Here is a 17,945-nt window from a genome sequence, read left to right as displayed (position 1 = left end):
ACGCGGGTATTAAACCCGCGCTTTACTGTTCATTAACGGCGCTTAGTTTGTTTAACACGGTGATTATGCTTTTTAACCGCTTTACGAATTTGATTAATCTTAGCGCGCTTCTCTTTACGCTTATCTGGGATTGCAGATAGCTTAGTTTGTGTCTCACGACCTAGCTGTACTGTTTTACGTAAATAATTCACTGTGTCTAGGTCAAGCTCTGCCCATCCACCTTGCGGTAAACGTTTATCAAGTTCTAACTTACCATAGCGAATACGGATCAAACGAGACACTTCAACATCTTGTGACTGCCACAAACGACGCACTTCGCGGTTACGACCTTCAGTTAATGTCACATTAAACCAACGGTTAATGCCTTCTCCACCCATCGGCTTTATATTTAAAAATTTCGCAGGGCCATCTTCAAGCTCAACCCCTTTGGTCAAATTTCGTAACGTTTCGTTAGTAACTTCACCAAATACACGCGCCGAGTACTCACGCTCTACTTCATAACTTGGGTGCATCAAGCGATTAGCCAGTTCACCGTCATTGGTAAACAACATTAAGCCAGCCGTATTAATATCAAGGCGCCCGACCGCAATCCAGCGATCACCATCAACACGAGGGAGACGATCGAATACTGTGCGTCGGCCTTCTGGGTCTTTACGTGTACATAACTCACCTTCTGGCTTGTTATACATTAATACACGACAAATACGCTCTGCCTTATCTTCAATTTTTACTACATGACCGTCGACACGAATTACATCAGTTGGTTCAACACGATCACCTAAACGGGCAACCTTACCATTTACACTCACGCGATTTGCATCAATGTATTTTTCCATTTCGCGGCGCGAACCCACACCCGCTCTCGCCAACACTTTTTGTAACTTTTCAGTTTCTACTGTACTCATTCAGATAGTTCTCTCACAGAAGGATCACTCAATAGCTGGTTGATTTTACTTTCCTGAGTGTCAGGCAAAGGCGGTAACTCATCTAAACCAGCTAATGAAAAATAGTCTAAGAAAGTGGCCGTCGTTGCATAAAGCGCCGGGCGCCCTGGCACTTCTTTGTGCCCAACAACTCTTATCCACTCTCTTTCTAATAACGTTTTAATAATTCCTGAGCCCACCGTTACACCTCGTACTTGTTCAATTTCGCCACGGGTGATTGGTTGTCGATAGGCAATCAGAGATAATGTTTCTAACAGCGCTCTTGAATATTTAGGCGCACGTTCTTGCCATAAATTCGCAAGCCAAGGCGCAAGGCTTGCACAGGCCTGAAAGCGATACCCACTGCCAACAGCAACAAGTTTTATGCCGCGAGTTTGATAATGCGTTTGAATCTGTTCAATTGCATTATTAATTCTGGGCATTGATACGCTTAACTCAGCCAAAACCGTTTCTTTTAAATGACGTTTAGACAGCGGTTTTCCAGCAACAAAAATCGCGGCTTCTATGATTTCGACAAGCTGTTCATCACTGATACGTTTTGTAGCCATTGCACCTAAAGGTCATTTTATTTCACTAACGCTCTATTATGACAGAAGTCACTGAAGGTTGGAAAATTTATTACTAAAAACCAGCGTAATTTACGCCATGCTTTTGCAGCGTGGATAAAACAGAGACTTTTTTGACAGTTTTAGTCATTAAAAAAGCGCTACAAAGAGCGCTTTTATCATTCAGAGTAAGTTATTGCGTCATTCAGCAACACTCACCTGTTTTATAAACAGTTATTTTCATTAAATTGCTGCGTTTTGGTAGCGTTTTACAAAGTCTGTCACCGCTTCGCCATTACATTTTAATGAATTTAAGTTACCTATTTTCTCACGCACAGGAGTTAAGCCTTGCTTAAGTGCTGTAATACACAGCTGAGTTTCTTTTTGCTGGTTTTTTGCAAAAACTTCAACCTGCGCTTTTTTTGGAACATGCTGTGAGGGTGCTTTTTTAGCGAGCTCACGAATATCAGTTCCATTGCATAAAATACTTGGTGAAAAACGTGACATTGCGATGCCATGTTTTGCTGCTTCTTTACGAGCAGCGGTAAACCCTTCATTTGCACTTAAACTACATAACTTAGATTCGATACTGTTGTCTGCAGAAAAGTAGCTCGGGTTGCTTGCTAATGTGCCAAATGAGATAGACGCAATTGAAAGCATCACTAATTGTTTTTTCATGGTTTACCTTTAAGTAGTACATAATTTGAACGGGTGTGTTCGCGCATTATATAAACAAAGATAAGCAGATCAACTGAATTATTTATTTAATTTAATAATTAATAATGAGTTAACAATACCTTTAAGAAGTCAATCAATTGTGCAACATTTATTCATAGTGTTTTTCAAAATTTGCTCATGAATAGCCGTTAGTTTGATGGTAGAATTAACCTACTCGTTCTAAACAAAAATAACTTATAGGTGCACGATGAAGGTAATTTCATTCAACATTAACGGGCTGCGTGCTCGTCTACATCAATTGCAAGCCGTTATCGATAAACATCAGCCTGATATCATTGGCTTACAAGAAATTAAAGTTCACGATGAAGCCTTCCCTCTCGAAGACGTGCAAAAAATGGGTTATCACGTTTATTTTCATGGTCAAAAAGCGCATTACGGTGTAGCTATGCTGTGTAAGCAAGAGCCAAAGTCTATTGTTAAAGGTTTTGCAACAGATACAGACGAATCACAGCGCCGTATGATCAGCGTAACTGTGGCGCAAGAAAATGGCCGTGACTTAACGGTAATGAATGGTTACTTTCCGCAAGGAGACAACATTGCTCATGAAACAAAATTTCCTTATAAACGTCAGTTCTATAAAGATTTAATGACGCATTTAAATGATAACCACACGCCAGATCAAGATGTAATCGTGATGGGAGATATTAATATTTCACCGACTGACCTCGATATTGGTATCGGTGAGCCAAATCGTAAACGTTGGTTAAAAACCGGTAAATGCTCATTTCAACCTGAAGAGCGTGAATGGCTAGCCACATTATTAAATTGGGGTTTTAAAGACACGTTCCGCGAACTTTACCCTGAAAAAACAGAGCAGTATTCGTGGTTTGATTACCGCTCGAAAGGGTTTGATGACAACCGAGGACTGCGTATCGACGTTATTTTAGCAACTCCAACTCTTGCTGAGCGTTGTGTCGAATCTGGTATCGATTACGAATTACGTGGAATCGAAAAGCCATCAGATCACGCCCCAATCTGGTCTTCTTTTGACGCATGATAGAGCAATTGCAATGGCAGCTCCCTTTGTGGAGCTGTGTGGCTTTCATACTTTGGCTTAGCTTTGATAAAAACAGCTTTGCACAGCTATTGGCAACGCCAATCAGACAAGTAGGTGTGCTTGCCTGTGCACTTGTGCTTGCTGTGCTGTGGCGTATAAAAGCCGGTATTTTACCTGGCCTCGAATTGCATATACTAGGGGTCAGTGCCGTTACCCTTATTTTAGGCTGGCGGTTGGCAATTTTTGCAAGTGTACTGGCAAGTGCCTTGTTGATTTTAGTGGCTCAGTTGCCCATAAGCCTTCTGCCGATTCACTTACTTTTCACTGCCTTTATACCCATTTCGCTCAGCTACCTGTGTTTTGTGCTTTGCTATACCTACTTACCAAAACACTTTTTTATCTATATCTTTTTCTGTGCCTTTTTAACTGCTGCACTCATCGCCTGTATTAAAATACTCACCAGTGGCATGCTCTATTACGTTATGGGTGAATATAGCTTGATTGAAATTTCGCAAAACTACCTAATTTTATGTGCCATAATTTGGTTTCCTGAAGCGATGCTCAATGGCATGGCTATTACCTTATTGATCACCTATCGCCCACATTGGGTTAAAACCTTTTATGATAAGGACTACTTAGACTCATGAGTCTTCACTACCACTGCCCGCTTTGCAAACACGCACTGACTTTAACTGATAAAACATATCGCTGCGTGAATAATCACAGCTTTGATATTGCCAAAGAAGGCTACGTAAATTTATTACCCGTACAAAATAAAAAGTCGAAGCAACCGGGTGATAACCTCGACATGGTACAAGCGCGCCGCGCCTTTTTATCTGCTGGCCATTATGGCTTTTTACAGCACGCTATTGCTCGCTTAGTCTCTAAATTAAAACCTGTGTCAGTAATAGATCTTGGCTGTGGCGAAGGGTTTTACACCCAAGCGATAGCGAACTCATCGAATGCAACAGTGTATGGGGTCGATATTTCGAAACCGGCAGTGAAATATGCCGCAAAACGCTATGAAAATGCCCATTTTAGTGTCGCATCAATTAGCCAATCGCCCTTTGCAGATAGTGAAGCTGATGTACTGGTAAGTGTCTTTGCCCCGCTTTTTGCAGACGAACTCGCGCGCCTAGCAAAACCCCAAAGCACATTGATTGTGGCAAGCCCCGGCCCATGGCACCTTAAAGAGTTAAAGTCGTTTATTTACGCAGATGTTAAACCACATACCCAGATAGAAGCGCCCAATGGTTTTAGCACAAAATCGACAGAGCTACTTGAGCAACAAACCGTATTAAGTGTTGAAGACATTAAGCATTTGATAATGATGACGCCATTTGCGTGGAAATTTCGCCCTGAACATTGGCAAGAAATAGAACAAAAAGGCCCGCAAACAGTGACATTATCATTTTATGTGAGCCAGTTTATTCGTGACTAAAAGTGTTCTTTTGTGAAGGCTTTGTCCATTTTTTCGAACATATCTTTTAGCAGTTGAGCCAAATCAGAATAGCGTGGTTTTTCAGTCGTTAATTGCGACTGGTAACCATGCGCTTTCATTTTACTATGAAGCTCTGTGTACCAGTTAAACATTGCAGGCTCTAACCGAGTTTCTGCGCGTTTACCTAACCACAACAAACCTTGCAATGGTAATGACAGAAAAAATAATGCAATTGTAATTGCTTGTGGGAAAAATTCACTGCCTAAGTAGTTTACTTGCATAAACACAGTCAGCATTGCCAGTATAGGCATTACTGTAATGGCAAGCTCAGTGGCTTTTATCACTTTAAATTCAGCAAACAAGGGAGCAAGCTCTTGTCGCATAGGCCACTTTTTGGCGTATTGGCGACCTGTTTGCACTTGTGACATGACACTTTTTTGCATCATCACTCCTAGGTTTTCATACTGTTTCACATGTGAGTGTAACACACTCCCGGACACAATCCCTGCAAAACCTGTCCTAGTTTTTTGTTAATCAGGCTAACGTTTAACAACTAAATGAGATAAAATATTATCGGCACAAGTCAACAAGACTTTAGTATAATTACGACCTAACTCTGTTAAGTGTAGCAACAAAATATGTTTTTACTATACTGGCACAGAACACTAATTATCAAGCCGTACTCACTCTGATATTGTATTTTTAGGACTCAGCTATGCCTTTGCAACCTTGCTCACCACGCCATGTTTTAGTATTAAACTGTGGTAGTTCAAGTCTAAAGTTCGCCATTTTAGACGCCACCACCTCCGACGAAATAATTTCTGGTCTTGCTGAACGATTAGGCTCAGAAACACCTTCAATTAAGTACAAATACAAGGGCAACAAGCAAGTTATTGAACTAGCAAATGGTCAAGCACATGACGCGGCAATCGCTGAGTTAGTTAATCTGGTGAATAGTTTAGGTTTAGCAGACAACCTAATAGCTGTCGGGCATCGTGTTGTTCACGGTGGAGAACATTTCACCGAGTCAGTGCTAATCGACAACGATGTATTATCTGCGATTGAAAAAACGGCAGCCTTAGCCCCCTTGCATAACCCTGCAAATTTACTTGGTATTCGCACTGCGCAGCAGGCATTTTCAACGCTGCCACAAATTGCAGTATTTGATACCGCTTTCCATCAAACAATGCCAAATATTGCTTACTTGTATGCCCTACCTTACTCGTTATACAAAGAGCATGGCGTGAGACGATACGGCTTTCATGGTACCAGCCATTTCTATGTAGCGGGTGAAGCGGCAAAATTACTTGGCAAAGAACGCGAACAAACCAATGTGATCAGTGCTCATTTGGGTAATGGCTGTTCTGTGTGCGCCATTAAAGATGGCAACAGTGTTGATACCAGTATGGGCCTAACCCCCCTTGAAGGCCTTGTGATGGGCACGCGAAGCGGTAGCATTGACCCGGGTTTATTTACGTTTTTAACCCAGCAACTTAACTATTCTGTACAAGAAATTGATGATCTACTAAACAAACAAAGTGGTCTATTAGGTATCAGTGAGTTATCTAACGATTGTCGCACAATTGAAGAAGCGGCTGTTGCTGGTCATCAGCAGGCTAATCTTGCGCTTGATATTTTCTGCTACCGATTAGCAAAACAAATAGCCGCATTTATGGTGCCTTTGCAGCGCCTAGACGCGCTGATTTTTACCGGGGGTATTGGTGAAAACTCAGACATCATTCGCAAAAAAGTGATCACACAATTAGGCTTTTTAGGCCTTGTTTGTGATGATCAAGCAAATTTAGCCGCACGCTTTGGTCACGCAGGCTTAATCACACAAGGTGATGCCTTTACAAAAGCCTTTGTTATTCCAACCAATGAAGAATGGGTAATAGCAAACGACGCAGCACGCATTGCGAAGGAGTGTTAATTATGGCTCGCAGAATAATGTTGATCCCTATTTCAACAGGGGTTGGTTTAACATCCGTTTCGGTTGGTTTAGTACGCGCACTTGAACAAAAAGCGTTAAAAGTAAACTTTTTTAAACCGATTGCACAGCCTCGTTCAGGTGATACAGGCCCCGAGAAGTCAACACAAATTGTGACTCATGGCTCCCCCATCACTCCACCTAAGCCTTTTGATTTAGCCTATGCTGAGCAAATGATTGGGGATGGTAAGGGAGATGATCTACTTGAAGAAATTGTTGAACGCTTTGAAAACACCATAAAAGAAGACGAAATTGCCATCATCGAAGGCATGGTGCCAACGCGACGCCAGCCTTATGCTGGGCGAGTAAACCGTGAGATAGCGCAAACTCTTGGGGCTGATATTGTCTTTGTGCTAACCCCAAGCAACGACAGTAATGACCAAATTGAAGACCGCTTAGAAATTGCTTCTGGTAACTACGGCGGCGTCAATCACCCTCGCGTATTAGGCTGTATTTTTAATAAAGTGAATGCCCCACTTGATGAAGAAGGCCGCGCACGTGCTGACCTTGTTGAAGCGCATGAACCTGAGCAACTTGAAAACGAATTAAACCGTTTAGCTTCATTGCCTATCTTTAGAAAACACCCATTTAAATTACTTGGTTCAATTCCGTGGGATTTTGATCTTGTTGCACCTCGCGTTAAAGATTTATGTGAATACTTAAAAGCGGAAGTCATTAATGAAGGTGATATGGCACACCGACGTTTACGTCACGTTACTTTTTGTGCTCGCACGGTCTCAAATATTTTAAACCATTTTACCCCAGGCGTCCTTTTGGTTACGCCCGGTGACCGCTCCGACGTACTCGTTGCTGCGTGCTTATCAGCAATGAATGGTACAAAAATTGGCGCTATATTACTCACCGGTGGTTTTAAACCTGAAGACCGTATTATGCAGTTATGTGAGCAAGCAATGGACACTGGTTTGCCTATTATTGCCACAAAAGAAGACACTTGGCGCACTTCATTGCTGCTGCACAACTTTAATATGGAAGTGCCGTGTGATGATGACCAACGTATCGATAAAGTGAAGCACCATAACGCCAGCCACATCGACTCTGACTGGCTAGACAGTCTTGCGAAAAGCGTCGGTCGCACCCGAAAAATGTCACCGCCAGCGTTCCGTTTCTTATTAACAGACAAAGCACGCCAAGCGAACAAAACGGTTGTGTTACCCGAAGGTAATGAGCCACGTACAATTAAAGCTGCCGCAATTTGTGGCCAACGCGGGATTGCCAAAACCATTCTCCTTGGTGATAAAGAAGAGATTTTACGTATTGCACAACAGCAAGGTGTTGAGCTTAACGACCATGTAACCATTGTTGAACCTAAAGATGTGATCAACGAGTATGTTGCACCAATGGTAGAAATTCGTAAAAGCAAGGGCCTAACAGAAGTCGTTGCACAAGAACAACTGCTTGATAACGTTGTACTTGGTACGATGATGCTCGAACAAGGCAAAGTAGATGGATTAGTATCAGGGGCCGTTAATACCACTGCTAATACGATTCGCCCGCCATTACAACTTATTAAAACAGCACCAGGCTCGTCATTAGTATCATCCGTGTTTTTCATGTTGTTACCTGATCAAGTGCTAGTCTATGGTGACTGTGCTATTAACCCTGACCCAACGGCTGAACAACTCGCCGATATTGCGATTCAATCAGCTGACTCTGCCGCTGCATTTGGCATTGAACCCCGTGTTGCGATGATCAGTTACAGTACTGGCACATCAGGTTCAGGAGCTGATGTTGAAAAAGTGCGTGAAGCCACCAAGTTAGCGCAGCAAAAACGCCCTGATCTCATCATTGACGGTCCTCTTCAATACGATGCCGCAATTATGGAAAATGTCGCAATTAAGAAAGCGCCTGACAGCCCTGTTGCGGGTAAAGCAACTGTCTTTGTGTTCCCAGATCTTAATACCGGTAATACAACCTACAAAGCCGTACAACGAAGTGCAGAACTCATCAGTATTGGGCCTATGTTGCAAGGTATGCGTAAACCTGTGAATGACTTAAGTCGCGGTGCATTAGTTGACGATATTGTCTACACAATTGCCCTTACGGCGATTCAAGCAAAACAGGCAGAAAGCTTACTAAAATAACCCCTCAAAAATTAGGCTAGTTTATAATTCACTTATAAATTAGCCTGTTACCTTCTTTATACTGAGCTATTCCCATATTTATCCACAGATTCTGTGGACAACCTTCCAGCCCCTCTTTGACTAAAAACACGGCAACTAAATTTATTGCGCTTTAACTTACTCGTATTTATATATACTATAAATTTAAAGGCGACCTAGATAGGATTACAGATGTCAAAACAAACGCTACAGCTTCATAGCACAGAACTTACGATTCATAGCCTTGATGTCAATGACACAATTGATCCTGCCTTACTTCAACAAGCCATTTTTTTTATTGCTAAAACTGCTGACGAATTATCGATTGTTTGTCCGAGTAGTTTTGAACTTCAAAGCCTTGATCAAGAGACTGATTGGCTAGCACTTGAAGTGATTGGTCCATTGGGCTTTTCACTAACGGGGATAATGGCAAATATTTCTGGGGTATTAGCAAAAGCCTCTATTTCAATTTTTGCGTTATCAACGTATGACACTGATTATGTATTGGTAAAAAAACAAAGTATGCCAAAAGCCATAACTGCGCTAAAAAAAGACGGCTACCATGTACTCGGTGAGCAAAAGTAACCCCATGAGTAACGACGTAAAATACTTGCCAGAGCGTACGCTAAGAAAAAGCCAAATAATGGCCATTAAAAGCCCTTTTAGCGGTCGGGTAAAACCAATAACAGAACACCCTGAGCCCTTTTTTCGGTTTTCGACATTGGGTCCGGGGATTTCTGTTGAGCTCACAAGCCATAACATTATTGCACCGTTCGATGGCACCTTATTACAAGTTAAAAATGCGGGTAAAGAATACCTATTACAAGCAAACAATGGCCTGAAAATTTTAATAAATTTATATTTTTCATCTGAAGATGATCACATTAATCACACCAACATTGCTAAATTAAACGGCAATAAAATTTCCCAAGGCGAACGCTTAGCGTATTTCGATTTACGTGAATTAACGCGCCCAATGATAGGCACACTGTGTGTGTTGAATGCTGCAAACCTTGGACCGCTTTATTTTTCGTTATCTCAGGTCACCGCTGGGGTAGATACATTACTAACAGTAACTAAAAAGTAGAATTTATGACGATCATGTATGGTATCAGCAATTGCGATACAATTAAAAAAGCCAAGAAATATTTATCTGATAAAAATTATGACTTTACTTTTCATGACTATCGAAAAGACGGCATTAGTATCGACCTTATCACCGAATTTGCACAACATATAGACTGGCAAGAACTCGTCAATAAGCGTGGAACAACCTACCGTCAACTCACTGATGAGCAAAAACAAAATTTAGATAAAGAAAGCGCTTTAGCACTCCTTGTCGCGCAACCAGCAATGATAAAACGTCCAGTACTGATTCATAACGGTCAGTATCATTTAGGATTTAAAGCTGCTCAATACGACGAGATTTTTGCCTAATGACTGATCCCGTTATTGAATTAGCCCAAGCACTCATCCAACGAGAATCGGTCACCCCTGACGATGCAGGCTGCCAAGCGCTTATGAACGAACGCTTAGAAAAGCTAGGGTTTAATATTGAGTCGCTATTTTTTACCGACACGCTTAATACGTGGGCAAGAAAAGGGACTGAATCTCCCCACTTTTGTTTTGCCGGACATACCGATGTTGTCCCGACAGGCCCAGAAAAAAATTGGCAATTCCCACCTTTTTCAGCCCTTATTAAAGACGGTATGCTTCATGGCCGTGGTGCTGCAGATATGAAAGGCTCTTTAGCAGCAATGGTTATCGCAACTGAGCGCTTTGTTGCTAAACACCCTGACCATAAAGGCTCCATATCATTTTTAATCACCTCTGACGAGGAAGGCCCATTTATCAATGGTACAACCCGAGTGATTGATACACTCGAAGCACGTGGTGAAAAGATTGATATGTGCTTGGTCGGCGAACCGTCTTCGCGTGATGTGCTCGCAGATGTTGTAAAAAATGGCCGCCGAGGCTCTCTCACAGGGTTTTTAACTGTCAAAGGAGTGCAAGGACACGTTGCCTACCCTCACCTTGCTGAAAACCCCATCCATTTAGCTGCCCCAGTTCTTGCAGAACTGAGCCAAACTCAGTGGGATGAAGGTAATGCGTTTTTTCCAGCGACCAGTTTCCAAGTATCAAACATTAATGGTGGCACCGGTGCAGGCAATGTCATCCCTGGTGAGTTAGACATTCAATTTAATTTTAGATTTAGCACCGAAGTAACCTATGAGGAACTACAACAACGCGTTGTTAAAATTGTTGAAAAGCATGGCTTAAACTACGAATTAAGCTGGATTGTTAATGGCTTACCTTTCTTAACCGACCACGGTCCGCTCGTCGACGCAACGGTAAACGCCATTAAACACGTTACGGGTCGCGATACTGCACTTGAAACCACAGGCGGTACGTCTGATGGACGTTTTATCGCACAGACAGGTGCTAAAGTCATTGAACTTGGTCCTCGCAACGACACAATTCATAAAGTGAATGAATGCGTGAGCTGTGACGACCTCATTCAACTTGCAAAAATATACGAAACCATTCTCGAGCAATTGTTAACATGAGTCAGCCCGATTTACTGCAATGCGTTACAGGGTCAAGTAGCTCACATTTAGTTGAGCTGCAGAACCACCGTTTACATGCAGATATTGTTACCGACTTTTTAGCATTACAACAAGGCGCTAAAAGGGCTGGAATTGAGCTTAGAATTGCCTCAAGTTTTCGTGATTTTACGCGCCAAAGTGTAATTTGGAATGCTAAATTTAAAGGCCTTCGCCCTGTTTATACCCTTGAACAAGAAACCGTTGACCTATCGGCATTGAGCGATGCTGAAAAATGCCACGCAATTATGCTTTATTCAGCCTTACCCGGCGCGAGTCGACATCATTTTGGTACCGATTTAGATATTTACGACACTGCAGCCATCAGTGATAGTTATCAACTGCAATTAAGCCCCGAAGAGTATTCAACTTCTGGGCCATTTGCTAGATTAACAGCGTGGCTTGATGATAATCTCGAGAAATATGGCTTTTTTCGTCCATACCGAGAGTACATGGGTGGCGTTGCACCTGAACCATGGCATATCAGCCATATAGCGCAGTCAGCAAACATGATGCAGTACCTTTCTATCGACACATTACAACAGCGCATAACTGAGAGCGACTTATGTGGCAAAAAAGCCATTTTATCCGAGTTAAACAGTTTATATGAACGCTACGTATTAAATGTAAATAGCCCACAATAAGTTACGTTCTCACTGGCCTTTTTGCTAATAGAAACACCATAACAGCGCCAAGAATTAAGGCGCTGGCTATCACTAACCTCATGGTTAATAGCTCATTTAAAAATACCACACCAGCAAACGTTGCTAGTACAGGCACAATAAGTTGAACAACGCCTGCTTGACTGCTTTTGAGTTTAGGTAACACTAAGTACCAAATACTATACCCAACCCCTGATGCCAGTGAACCCGAGGCTATAGCAAGCCAAATGCCGGTAGGTGATACAGCGTGCCATTGCATCGTCACTAACAAAATGAGTATGGGTACGAGCATTAAGCTCCTAAGAAAGTTATACGCGGTTGCTTGAAGAGGCGCTTCGCATGTTTTTCCTCGAATACTGTATATTCCCCAAGCAACACCACTGACAGCCATTAACACCGCGGGTAATAAGGATGGAACCGTTGCAGAGGGTAACATTAGATACACAAAGCCGGCAAAAGCAACGATGAGTGCGCCCCACTGTAATTTACGCAATGGCTCTTTGTTGATAATACTGTGCCCTATCATCGTCAATTGCACTGCTGAGAATAATATCAGCGCCCCCGTTCCCGTGTTTAAATTAACGTAAGCAATTGAAAAGCACAGCGCATATACAAACAAACTCAATGCACTTAAGTTATTACCTCTGTCCACAACGGTCATCGATTTAACTGATTTAACCTGCCATTGCATTAACAAAAATAAGGTTAATGCACCACTGACTAAACGAATGGCAGTGAAGCTCAAAGGGTCAATATCACCACTTTGTAAAGCCATTCTGCACAATAAAGAATTGGCGGCAAAAGCGCACAAAGCCATCAAGGTATAGAACACAGTGGTTAGCAAAATACAGATATCCTTTTGATAATAAAATACAAGACCGTTCTAAACGTAAATCACTTACGATTTTTTACATAATTTATCATAGACGGTTAAGTCGCGTATGCTACTCTGATTACATTGTCTTATAGGAGTATTCAGTGCATCGACATTTATTTATTGGAGCTGTTTTACTGTTATCTGGTTGCAGTACCATAGGTATTACTGATCTATTCCAAGATTATGCAACACAGCTAAGGCCAGTGCGCCAAGCTGTCAGCCAAAATGATATCGACACAGCCAACCAACTATTACCTAGTAACAGTTCAATGCACAGTAACTATTTGTTAAATCAGCTGGAAACTGCGCGGTTAGCGTTTTTATCAGATCAGCACTCTGAGGCTAACAGCACATTTGAAGCTGTTTATATGAACATGGAAAAAAAGCGCCAAGCTGCAAAACTACAAATAAGCGCAGGTATTGAGCAAAGTAACGCATTATTAACCAATGACTCAGTCATTAGTTATGAACCACCCGCGTACGAAATGACTATGTTGCATAGCTATAAAGCGCTTAGTTATGTATTTGAAAACCAATTAGAATCGGCTTTAGTAGAAATAAGGCGTGCAAACAAAGTACAAGAAGATGCACTGAAAGATAATCAAGCTGAGCTCGATAAACGCACTGAAGAAGCCGCCGCTGGCTACCCCGACATGACCACGCTAATTGGTGATGTGAAGAACGGTTTTCAAAATGCTTTTACGTTTTATTTATCGGGTATGCTTTATGAGGCGAATAAACAATTTGATGATGCCTATATCGATTATAAAAAAGCCCTAGAGATAAACACCGATAATACATATTTACAACAAAATGTATTACGACTCGCTAAAAAACAAGGTTTTGATCAAGACTTTGAAACTTTTAGTCAGCGTTTTGGTAAGCTCAATGAGGTCAACGCCAATCAAGGTCAGGTTATTATTATTGCCGAGCAAGGCCTGATCCCTGCTAAGCAAGAATATAATTTACGGTTACCCATTTATACTTCGCGTGGCGATGCGCGTTTTTACAGTATCGCCATGCCCGTATACAGCGACGTGCCTTATGTGAGCTCACAAAAAAATATCACGGTCTCGGGTGAAAGTTTAACACTCACGCCGATAGTTCGGCTTGAGTCACTTGCAGCGAAAACATTGAAAGATCAAAGCGCGGGCAGAGTTTCACGACAAGTTTTGAGGCTAGTGGCAAAAGAAAAAATGCGTGCAGAACTTGCCAGAAGTGGTGGTGATGTCGGCAATATTTTAGCGAATATATATAACCTTGCCTCTGAGCAAGCAGATACTCGCAGTTGGTTAACTTTACCAAATCAGTTAAGTATCGCACAAACAGCAATGACCCCTGGTAATCACTCTCTGTGGGTGTCAGGGCACGGAAAAATTGACTTTGCGGTTAGTAAGCAGGGGTTAACCTTTGTCTACCTAACCTTTATTAATAACTACTTTGACTCACATGTAGTCCAACTCTAGGAGCAATAATGAAATATTTAGTGCCATTACTAACCCTATTACTCGTTGCGGCTTGCTCCTCTCGCCCAACCACCTCTGGTATCGGTGTCGAGCAAGCATCACAACAATATAATCAACAACTTATTGTTAATAACCCTGAACTTGGTAACAAGCTTGCGATTTCTGATGTAAAAACTCGCCAAACCAATGGCTTAACCGATGTGGTTGTGACATTAGCAAGTCAGTATAAAAAGTCTCAATATTTACAATATCAATTTACTTGGTATGACGCCGATGGGTTTGTCATAAAAGGCAATCACTCACCATGGCAAGCAATTACCTTGTTTGGTTTTGCAAAAACACAACTACCGGGCTTAGCCCCAACATCTGATGCAGTCACCTTTTCGCTTGCTGTTCGTGAAGTCTCAACAGAAGCACAAGAATTCGAAGATTAAGGAAGCCACAATGAAATTATATTCAGTGAAATCAGCCACCGCTATCGCAATTGCAACGTCGTTACTGTTATCTGGCTGTGCCAACAAAGCAGTTGTCAGTTATGGTGATGCTCAGGCTGTTGAAACAACCGATATCAACTTTGGTTCAACTGATTTGCAAAAGGTCGCAAGCCAAATGACAGATTCGTTATTGGCATCGCCTGTTGTGGGGACATTAACAGCAAATTCGCGTCCTATCGTGTTTGTTGAGCGGATAAAAAATAAAACCAGCGAGCATATTGATACAGAATCAATCACTGACTCAATTTCGACACAATTATTACGCAGCGGTAAATTCCGTTTTGTTGATATGACGCGTGTCGAAGCGGTGCGCGAACAGCTTAATTTCCAAAATGTCGACCCACTCGTCAATCCCAATACTGCAATCGCATTTGGTCAGCAAGTGGGAGCGCAATATATGTTATACGGTAACCTGTCGAGCATTGTAAAATCTAATGCAGATAAAGCCGATGTCTATTATAAATTCACAATGCGTTTAATGGATTTAAAAAGTGGCCTGATTGAGTGGGCTGATGAAACTGAAATCCGTAAAACACGCGAAAAATCTACTTTTGGCTGGTAGCCAGGAGGTTATATGAAGTACCTTATTAGTTTATTTAGCCTATGTTTACTGCTCAGTGCGCCCAGTTACGCTGATTATCAGCGTAATAAAGCGGTTCCCGTGCAGCAAGTTTTGTTTGGTTCAGTGCAGTCAGTTCGTAATATTACCGAGCAAGAACTGGTTAAAGACCAAACAAATGGCTGGAAAACCTTTGGCGGCGCACTATTAGGCGGTGTTGTAGGGAATCAATTTGGCGGCGGAAGTGGTCGAACTGTGGCAACTATTCTTGGTTCAATGATTGGCGGGTCGATTGCACACAACCGTCAGCAATCAAGCCGTTATATTGAATATCAACTTGTTGAGTTAATGATTCAAGTAGAAAGTGGCGAGCAATACATGGTCGTTCAAGACAAGGATAGTCGGATGATATTTAATCAAGGTGACAAAGTTCGTCTTGTTTATTTAAGTGATAACACCGTTCGCGTAGATAAGGCTTTTTAATGGTAATACCAATTTGCTTATTTAAGTAATCTATTTTGAGGCAATAAAACCGCGTTGATAATAAGACAAAAATGTCGTTATTTAGGTGTTCTCGGTAATTGCTCTGCATCTATGCCGTCGTAAGTCAGAGATTTTTAACGCGGGTAGCGACAGGTTCAATTCCTCAAAATGATTAAGTCTTATTGCACATTGGAATAAGTATTATTAAGTATTATTAAGTATTATTACAAACTGGTAAAAGTAACAGCGAGCAATCGTTACTTCATAAAAAGAAATGCCGCTCACCTAAAGTGAACGGCATTAGAGCCTTATCTCGCTATTATGAGCGATGATTTTAGCTCTGTTTGTAATCTGCAAAGAATCGTTGCATCTTACCCATTGCTTCAGTTAAATCATCTTTGTTCGGTAAAAACACCAATCTAAAGTGGTCAGGCTCAGGCCAGTTGAATGCCCTGCCGTGCACGAGCAGTATTTTTTCGGCTTTTAGCAAATCTAAGATCATGCGTTCATCGTTTTTAATCTTAAACTTGTCGGTGTCAACTTTTGCAAAGGCATACAGTGCGCCTTTTGGTTTTTTACAACTAATGCCGTCTATCGCATTTAGTCCTTGCCATGCAATATCACGTTGCACACACAAGCGCCCACCGGGGTTAATTAGATTATCGATTGACTGTACACCACCCAATGCTTGCTGAATCGCATATTGTGCAGGTACATTGGCACACAGGCGCATAGATGCCAACATATCTAAACCACGCACTAAGTCTTCCATTACACTTGTACGGCCACTTAATACCATCCAGCCCATACGCAAGCCCGCTGCTCGGTATGTTTTTGCAAGGCCGTTAAAGGTAATAATAGGCACATCATCACACAACGCCCCTATTGAGGTATGTGTGGCGCCGTCATATAAAATTTTCTCGTATATCTCATCACTTAATAACAGCAGCTTATGCTCTCGCGCAATATTAATAAGCTCCATTAATAAGTCATCACTGTAGACAGCCCCCGTTGGATTGTTCGGGTTAATCAGTACCAGCGCTTTTGTCTTTGAGGTAATTTTACTTTTTATATCAGCAATATCTGGAAACCAATCTTGTTCTTCATCACATAAATAATGAACAGGGTTACCACCCGCTAATTTAACAGACGCGGTCCATAGTGGGTAATCGGGTGCTGGGATCAGTACTTCATCATCGTTATCAAGCAATGCTTGAGTCGTCATTTGAATAAGCTCGCTCACCCCATTACCGATATAAATATGGTCGACATCTAGGTTGAATAATCCACGTTGCTGATAGTGTTGATAAACAGCCACACGGGCAGAGTAAAGGCCTTTAGAGTCACAGTAGCCTTGGGCTGAATACAAGTTACGGATGATATCGCGGTGCATATCTTCAGGCATATCAAAACCAAAGGCCGCAGGGTTGCCAATATTAAGCTTGAGAACTTTTTGACCTTCATCTTCCATTTTTCGAGCTTGTGCAAGCACAGGCCCACGAATGTCATAACAGACACCGTTAAGTTTGTGACTCTTTTTTATTTGTGACATGGTTACCTCTACTATTAGACCCTAAGACTAACCTAGCAGAGGCTAACCACGCTAGTGGATTTTTGAGGTTATAACTGAAATAAATTCAAGTTATTAGCGACCAGCAAACCAGGCCTGTAGTTTTTCAACTGAACCTGCAACTTGCGCGTCAAGGTTTTGTGACTTTTCTATTGCTGTATCCACATGCCCCTCGTTTAACGCCTGTTCAATTTCGCGAGCAACATCAGATAAGCTCGATGCACCGAATTGCGCAGCATTTGACTTTAAGCTATGTGCATGACGCGCAGCAACTTCATTTTCTGAATCCAAATTCGCTAAAACTTCACCACTCAAGCGTTGAAACTCACTGCAGCAAAAGGTTAAGGTGTCGGCAAATTGATCACCCAAAAGCGATTCCATACCTTCAAGTGCACCTTCATCTATTGTGATCGTCGTCATGTTTATCCCTTGATCAAAAACGTCATCATTTAAATCGCA

21 protein-coding genes are annotated in these 17,945 nt (G+C 41.9%); 14 read left to right on the top strand and 7 right to left on the bottom strand.

Going from position 1 to position 17,945, the window contains the following annotated elements; all coding sequences use genetic code 11:
- Nucleotides 1-32 precede the first annotated feature (32 nt).
- The 3 genes from rluB to D0907_RS07175 form a co-directional block, all read right to left on the bottom strand.
- Nucleotides 33-905, bottom strand: a complete 873-nt coding sequence (gene rluB / locus D0907_RS07185; RefSeq protein WP_036968876.1) for a 23S rRNA pseudouridine(2605) synthase RluB — start codon at nucleotides 903-905, stop codon at nucleotides 33-35.
- Complete coding sequence (scpB, locus tag D0907_RS07180; protein WP_036968879.1) at nucleotides 902-1,492, bottom strand: SMC-Scp complex subunit ScpB; 591 nt, start codon at nucleotides 1,490-1,492, stop codon at nucleotides 902-904. The genes rluB and scpB overlap by 4 nt, the downstream gene beginning before the upstream one ends.
- 240 nt (nucleotides 1,493-1,732) lie before the next feature.
- A complete protein-coding gene (locus D0907_RS07175) occupies nucleotides 1,733-2,167 on the bottom strand; it encodes a hypothetical protein (protein ID WP_036968882.1) in 435 nt (144 codons plus the stop codon).
- 247 nt (nucleotides 2,168-2,414) lie between these two features.
- Here D0907_RS07175 and xthA point away from each other — a divergent pair, with 247 nt between their 5' ends.
- The 3 genes from xthA to D0907_RS07160 are packed head-to-tail and all read left to right on the top strand — an operon-like array spanning nucleotide 2,415 to nucleotide 4,665.
- Nucleotides 2,415-3,224, top strand: coding sequence for an exodeoxyribonuclease III (xthA, locus tag D0907_RS07170; protein WP_065979830.1), 810 nt, complete (start codon nucleotides 2,415-2,417; stop codon nucleotides 3,222-3,224).
- Entirely contained in the window at nucleotides 3,221-3,871 is a 651-nt protein-coding gene (locus D0907_RS07165) for an energy-coupling factor ABC transporter permease (protein ID WP_118844215.1), read from the top strand. Before xthA ends, D0907_RS07165 begins: the two co-directional genes overlap by 4 nt.
- Nucleotides 3,868-4,665: a putative RNA methyltransferase gene (locus D0907_RS07160; protein ID WP_118844214.1), complete on the top strand. Its 798-nt coding sequence runs from the start codon at nucleotides 3,868-3,870 to the stop codon at nucleotides 4,663-4,665. The genes D0907_RS07165 and D0907_RS07160 overlap by 4 nt, the downstream gene beginning before the upstream one ends.
- On the opposite strand, the gene yfbV is transcribed toward D0907_RS07160, so the two are convergent.
- The gene (gene yfbV, locus D0907_RS07155) at nucleotides 4,662-5,108 is read right to left on the bottom strand and encodes a terminus macrodomain insulation protein YfbV (RefSeq protein WP_036968894.1); all 447 of its coding nucleotides are present in this window, start codon (nucleotides 5,106-5,108) and stop codon (nucleotides 4,662-4,664) included. The two genes, D0907_RS07160 and yfbV, sit on opposite strands and share 4 nt — an antisense overlap.
- A 272-nt stretch (nucleotides 5,109-5,380) precedes the next feature.
- Here yfbV and D0907_RS07150 point away from each other — a divergent pair, with 272 nt between their 5' ends.
- The 7 genes from D0907_RS07150 to D0907_RS07120 all read left to right on the top strand — a co-directional run bounded on the left by D0907_RS07150 (nucleotide 5,381) and on the right by D0907_RS07120 (nucleotide 12,019).
- Nucleotides 5,381-6,595 carry an acetate kinase gene (locus D0907_RS07150; protein WP_118844213.1) on the top strand — a complete coding sequence of 405 codons (1,215 nt, stop codon included), beginning with the start codon at nucleotides 5,381-5,383 and terminating at the stop codon, nucleotides 6,593-6,595.
- Nucleotides 6,596-6,597: 2 nt separating this feature from the next.
- Nucleotides 6,598-8,754 carry a phosphate acetyltransferase gene (gene pta, locus D0907_RS07145; RefSeq protein ID WP_036968900.1) on the top strand — a complete coding sequence of 719 codons (2,157 nt, stop codon included), beginning with the start codon at nucleotides 6,598-6,600 and terminating at the stop codon, nucleotides 8,752-8,754.
- Between the two features lie 210 nt (nucleotides 8,755-8,964).
- Entirely contained in the window at nucleotides 8,965-9,357 is a 393-nt protein-coding gene (locus D0907_RS07140) for an ACT domain-containing protein (RefSeq protein ID WP_036968903.1), read from the top strand.
- Between the two features lie 4 nt (nucleotides 9,358-9,361).
- A complete protein-coding gene (locus tag D0907_RS07135) occupies nucleotides 9,362-9,859 on the top strand; it encodes a PTS glucose transporter subunit IIA (protein ID WP_075593652.1) in 498 nt (165 codons plus the stop codon).
- A 5-nt stretch (nucleotides 9,860-9,864) separates the two neighbouring features.
- Nucleotides 9,865-10,209 (top strand): ArsC family reductase, encoded by a 345-nt coding sequence (locus D0907_RS07130; protein WP_036968906.1) that lies wholly within the window; start codon nucleotides 9,865-9,867, stop codon nucleotides 10,207-10,209.
- Nucleotides 10,209-11,339 (top strand): succinyl-diaminopimelate desuccinylase, encoded by a 1,131-nt coding sequence (gene dapE, locus D0907_RS07125; RefSeq protein ID WP_036968908.1) that lies wholly within the window; start codon nucleotides 10,209-10,211, stop codon nucleotides 11,337-11,339. The genes D0907_RS07130 and dapE overlap by 1 nt, the downstream gene beginning before the upstream one ends.
- Nucleotides 11,336-12,019, top strand: a complete 684-nt coding sequence (locus D0907_RS07120; protein ID WP_036968909.1) for a M15 family metallopeptidase — start codon at nucleotides 11,336-11,338, stop codon at nucleotides 12,017-12,019. The genes dapE and D0907_RS07120 overlap by 4 nt, the downstream gene beginning before the upstream one ends.
- Before the next feature lies 1 nt (nucleotide 12,020).
- Here D0907_RS07120 and D0907_RS07115 read toward each other — a convergent pair whose 3' ends face one another.
- Entirely contained in the window at nucleotides 12,021-12,854 is an 834-nt protein-coding gene (locus D0907_RS07115; RefSeq protein WP_074988381.1) for a DMT family transporter, read from the bottom strand.
- A gap of 161 nt (nucleotides 12,855-13,015) precedes the next feature.
- Between D0907_RS07115 and D0907_RS07110 the strand changes: the two genes are divergently transcribed.
- Genes D0907_RS07110 through D0907_RS07095 form a run of 4 tightly spaced genes read left to right on the top strand, consistent with a single transcriptional unit; the run spans nucleotide 13,016 to nucleotide 15,916 of the window.
- Entirely contained in the window at nucleotides 13,016-14,380 is a 1,365-nt protein-coding gene (locus tag D0907_RS07110; RefSeq protein ID WP_036968911.1) for a COG3014 family protein, read from the top strand.
- A gap of 8 nt (nucleotides 14,381-14,388) precedes the next feature.
- Nucleotides 14,389-14,814, top strand: a complete 426-nt coding sequence (locus D0907_RS07105) for a YcfL family putative periplasmic lipoprotein (protein WP_036968913.1) — start codon at nucleotides 14,389-14,391, stop codon at nucleotides 14,812-14,814.
- 10 nt (nucleotides 14,815-14,824) lie between these two features.
- A complete protein-coding gene (lpoB, locus tag D0907_RS07100; RefSeq protein WP_036968915.1) occupies nucleotides 14,825-15,436 on the top strand; it encodes a penicillin-binding protein activator LpoB in 612 nt (203 codons plus the stop codon).
- A gap of 12 nt (nucleotides 15,437-15,448) precedes the next feature.
- Nucleotides 15,449-15,916, top strand: a complete 468-nt coding sequence (locus D0907_RS07095) for an outer membrane lipoprotein (protein WP_036968917.1) — start codon at nucleotides 15,449-15,451, stop codon at nucleotides 15,914-15,916.
- 334 nt (nucleotides 15,917-16,250) lie between these two features.
- On the opposite strand, the gene D0907_RS07090 is transcribed toward D0907_RS07095, so the two are convergent.
- Both D0907_RS07090 and D0907_RS07085 read right to left on the bottom strand, forming a co-directional pair.
- Entirely contained in the window at nucleotides 16,251-17,468 is a 1,218-nt protein-coding gene (locus D0907_RS07090) for a pyridoxal phosphate-dependent aminotransferase (RefSeq protein ID WP_036968919.1), read from the bottom strand.
- A 93-nt stretch (nucleotides 17,469-17,561) separates the two neighbouring features.
- Nucleotides 17,562-17,906, bottom strand: a complete 345-nt coding sequence (locus D0907_RS07085) for an Hpt domain-containing protein (protein ID WP_065979823.1) — start codon at nucleotides 17,904-17,906, stop codon at nucleotides 17,562-17,564.
- Between the last annotated feature and the right edge of the window lie 39 nt (nucleotides 17,907-17,945).

This window comes from Pseudoalteromonas lipolytica (assembly GCF_003515105.1).
Taxonomy (GTDB): Bacteria; Pseudomonadota; Gammaproteobacteria; order Enterobacterales; family Alteromonadaceae; genus Pseudoalteromonas; species Pseudoalteromonas lipolytica.
The sequence above is the reverse complement of the archived record's forward strand: the minus strand, read 5'-3'. Positions and strand labels throughout refer to the sequence as shown.

Bases quoted from the DNA above. Each gene is read 5' to 3' on its own strand.
- rluB (WP_036968876.1), bottom strand. From the start codon at position 905: ATGAGTACAGTAGAAACTGAAAAGTTACAAAAAGTGTTGGCGAGAGCG.
- scpB (WP_036968879.1), bottom strand. From the start codon at position 1,492: ATGGCTACAAAACGTATCAGTGATGAACAGCTTGTCGAAATCATAGAA.
- D0907_RS07175 (WP_036968882.1), bottom strand. From the start codon at position 2,167: ATGAAAAAACAATTAGTGATGCTTTCAATTGCGTCTATCTCATTTGGC.
- xthA (WP_065979830.1), top strand. From the start codon at position 2,415: ATGAAGGTAATTTCATTCAACATTAACGGGCTGCGTGCTCGTCTACAT.
- D0907_RS07165 (WP_118844215.1), top strand. From the start codon at position 3,221: ATGATAGAGCAATTGCAATGGCAGCTCCCTTTGTGGAGCTGTGTGGCT.
- D0907_RS07160 (WP_118844214.1), top strand. From the start codon at position 3,868: ATGAGTCTTCACTACCACTGCCCGCTTTGCAAACACGCACTGACTTTA.
- yfbV (WP_036968894.1), bottom strand. From the start codon at position 5,108: ATGCAAAAAAGTGTCATGTCACAAGTGCAAACAGGTCGCCAATACGCC.
- D0907_RS07150 (WP_118844213.1), top strand. From the start codon at position 5,381: ATGCCTTTGCAACCTTGCTCACCACGCCATGTTTTAGTATTAAACTGT.
- pta (WP_036968900.1), top strand. From the start codon at position 6,598: ATGGCTCGCAGAATAATGTTGATCCCTATTTCAACAGGGGTTGGTTTA.
- D0907_RS07140 (WP_036968903.1), top strand. From the start codon at position 8,965: ATGTCAAAACAAACGCTACAGCTTCATAGCACAGAACTTACGATTCAT.
- D0907_RS07135 (WP_075593652.1), top strand. From the start codon at position 9,362: ATGAGTAACGACGTAAAATACTTGCCAGAGCGTACGCTAAGAAAAAGC.
- D0907_RS07130 (WP_036968906.1), top strand. From the start codon at position 9,865: ATGACGATCATGTATGGTATCAGCAATTGCGATACAATTAAAAAAGCC.
- dapE (WP_036968908.1), top strand. From the start codon at position 10,209: ATGACTGATCCCGTTATTGAATTAGCCCAAGCACTCATCCAACGAGAA.
- D0907_RS07120 (WP_036968909.1), top strand. From the start codon at position 11,336: ATGAGTCAGCCCGATTTACTGCAATGCGTTACAGGGTCAAGTAGCTCA.
- D0907_RS07115 (WP_074988381.1), bottom strand. From the start codon at position 12,854: ATGGCTTTGTGCGCTTTTGCCGCCAATTCTTTATTGTGCAGAATGGCT.
- D0907_RS07105 (WP_036968913.1), top strand. From the start codon at position 14,389: ATGAAATATTTAGTGCCATTACTAACCCTATTACTCGTTGCGGCTTGC.
- lpoB (WP_036968915.1), top strand. From the start codon at position 14,825: ATGAAATTATATTCAGTGAAATCAGCCACCGCTATCGCAATTGCAACG.
- D0907_RS07095 (WP_036968917.1), top strand. From the start codon at position 15,449: ATGAAGTACCTTATTAGTTTATTTAGCCTATGTTTACTGCTCAGTGCG.
- D0907_RS07090 (WP_036968919.1), bottom strand. From the start codon at position 17,468: ATGTCACAAATAAAAAAGAGTCACAAACTTAACGGTGTCTGTTATGAC.
- D0907_RS07085 (WP_065979823.1), bottom strand. From the start codon at position 17,906: ATGACGACGATCACAATAGATGAAGGTGCACTTGAAGGTATGGAATCG.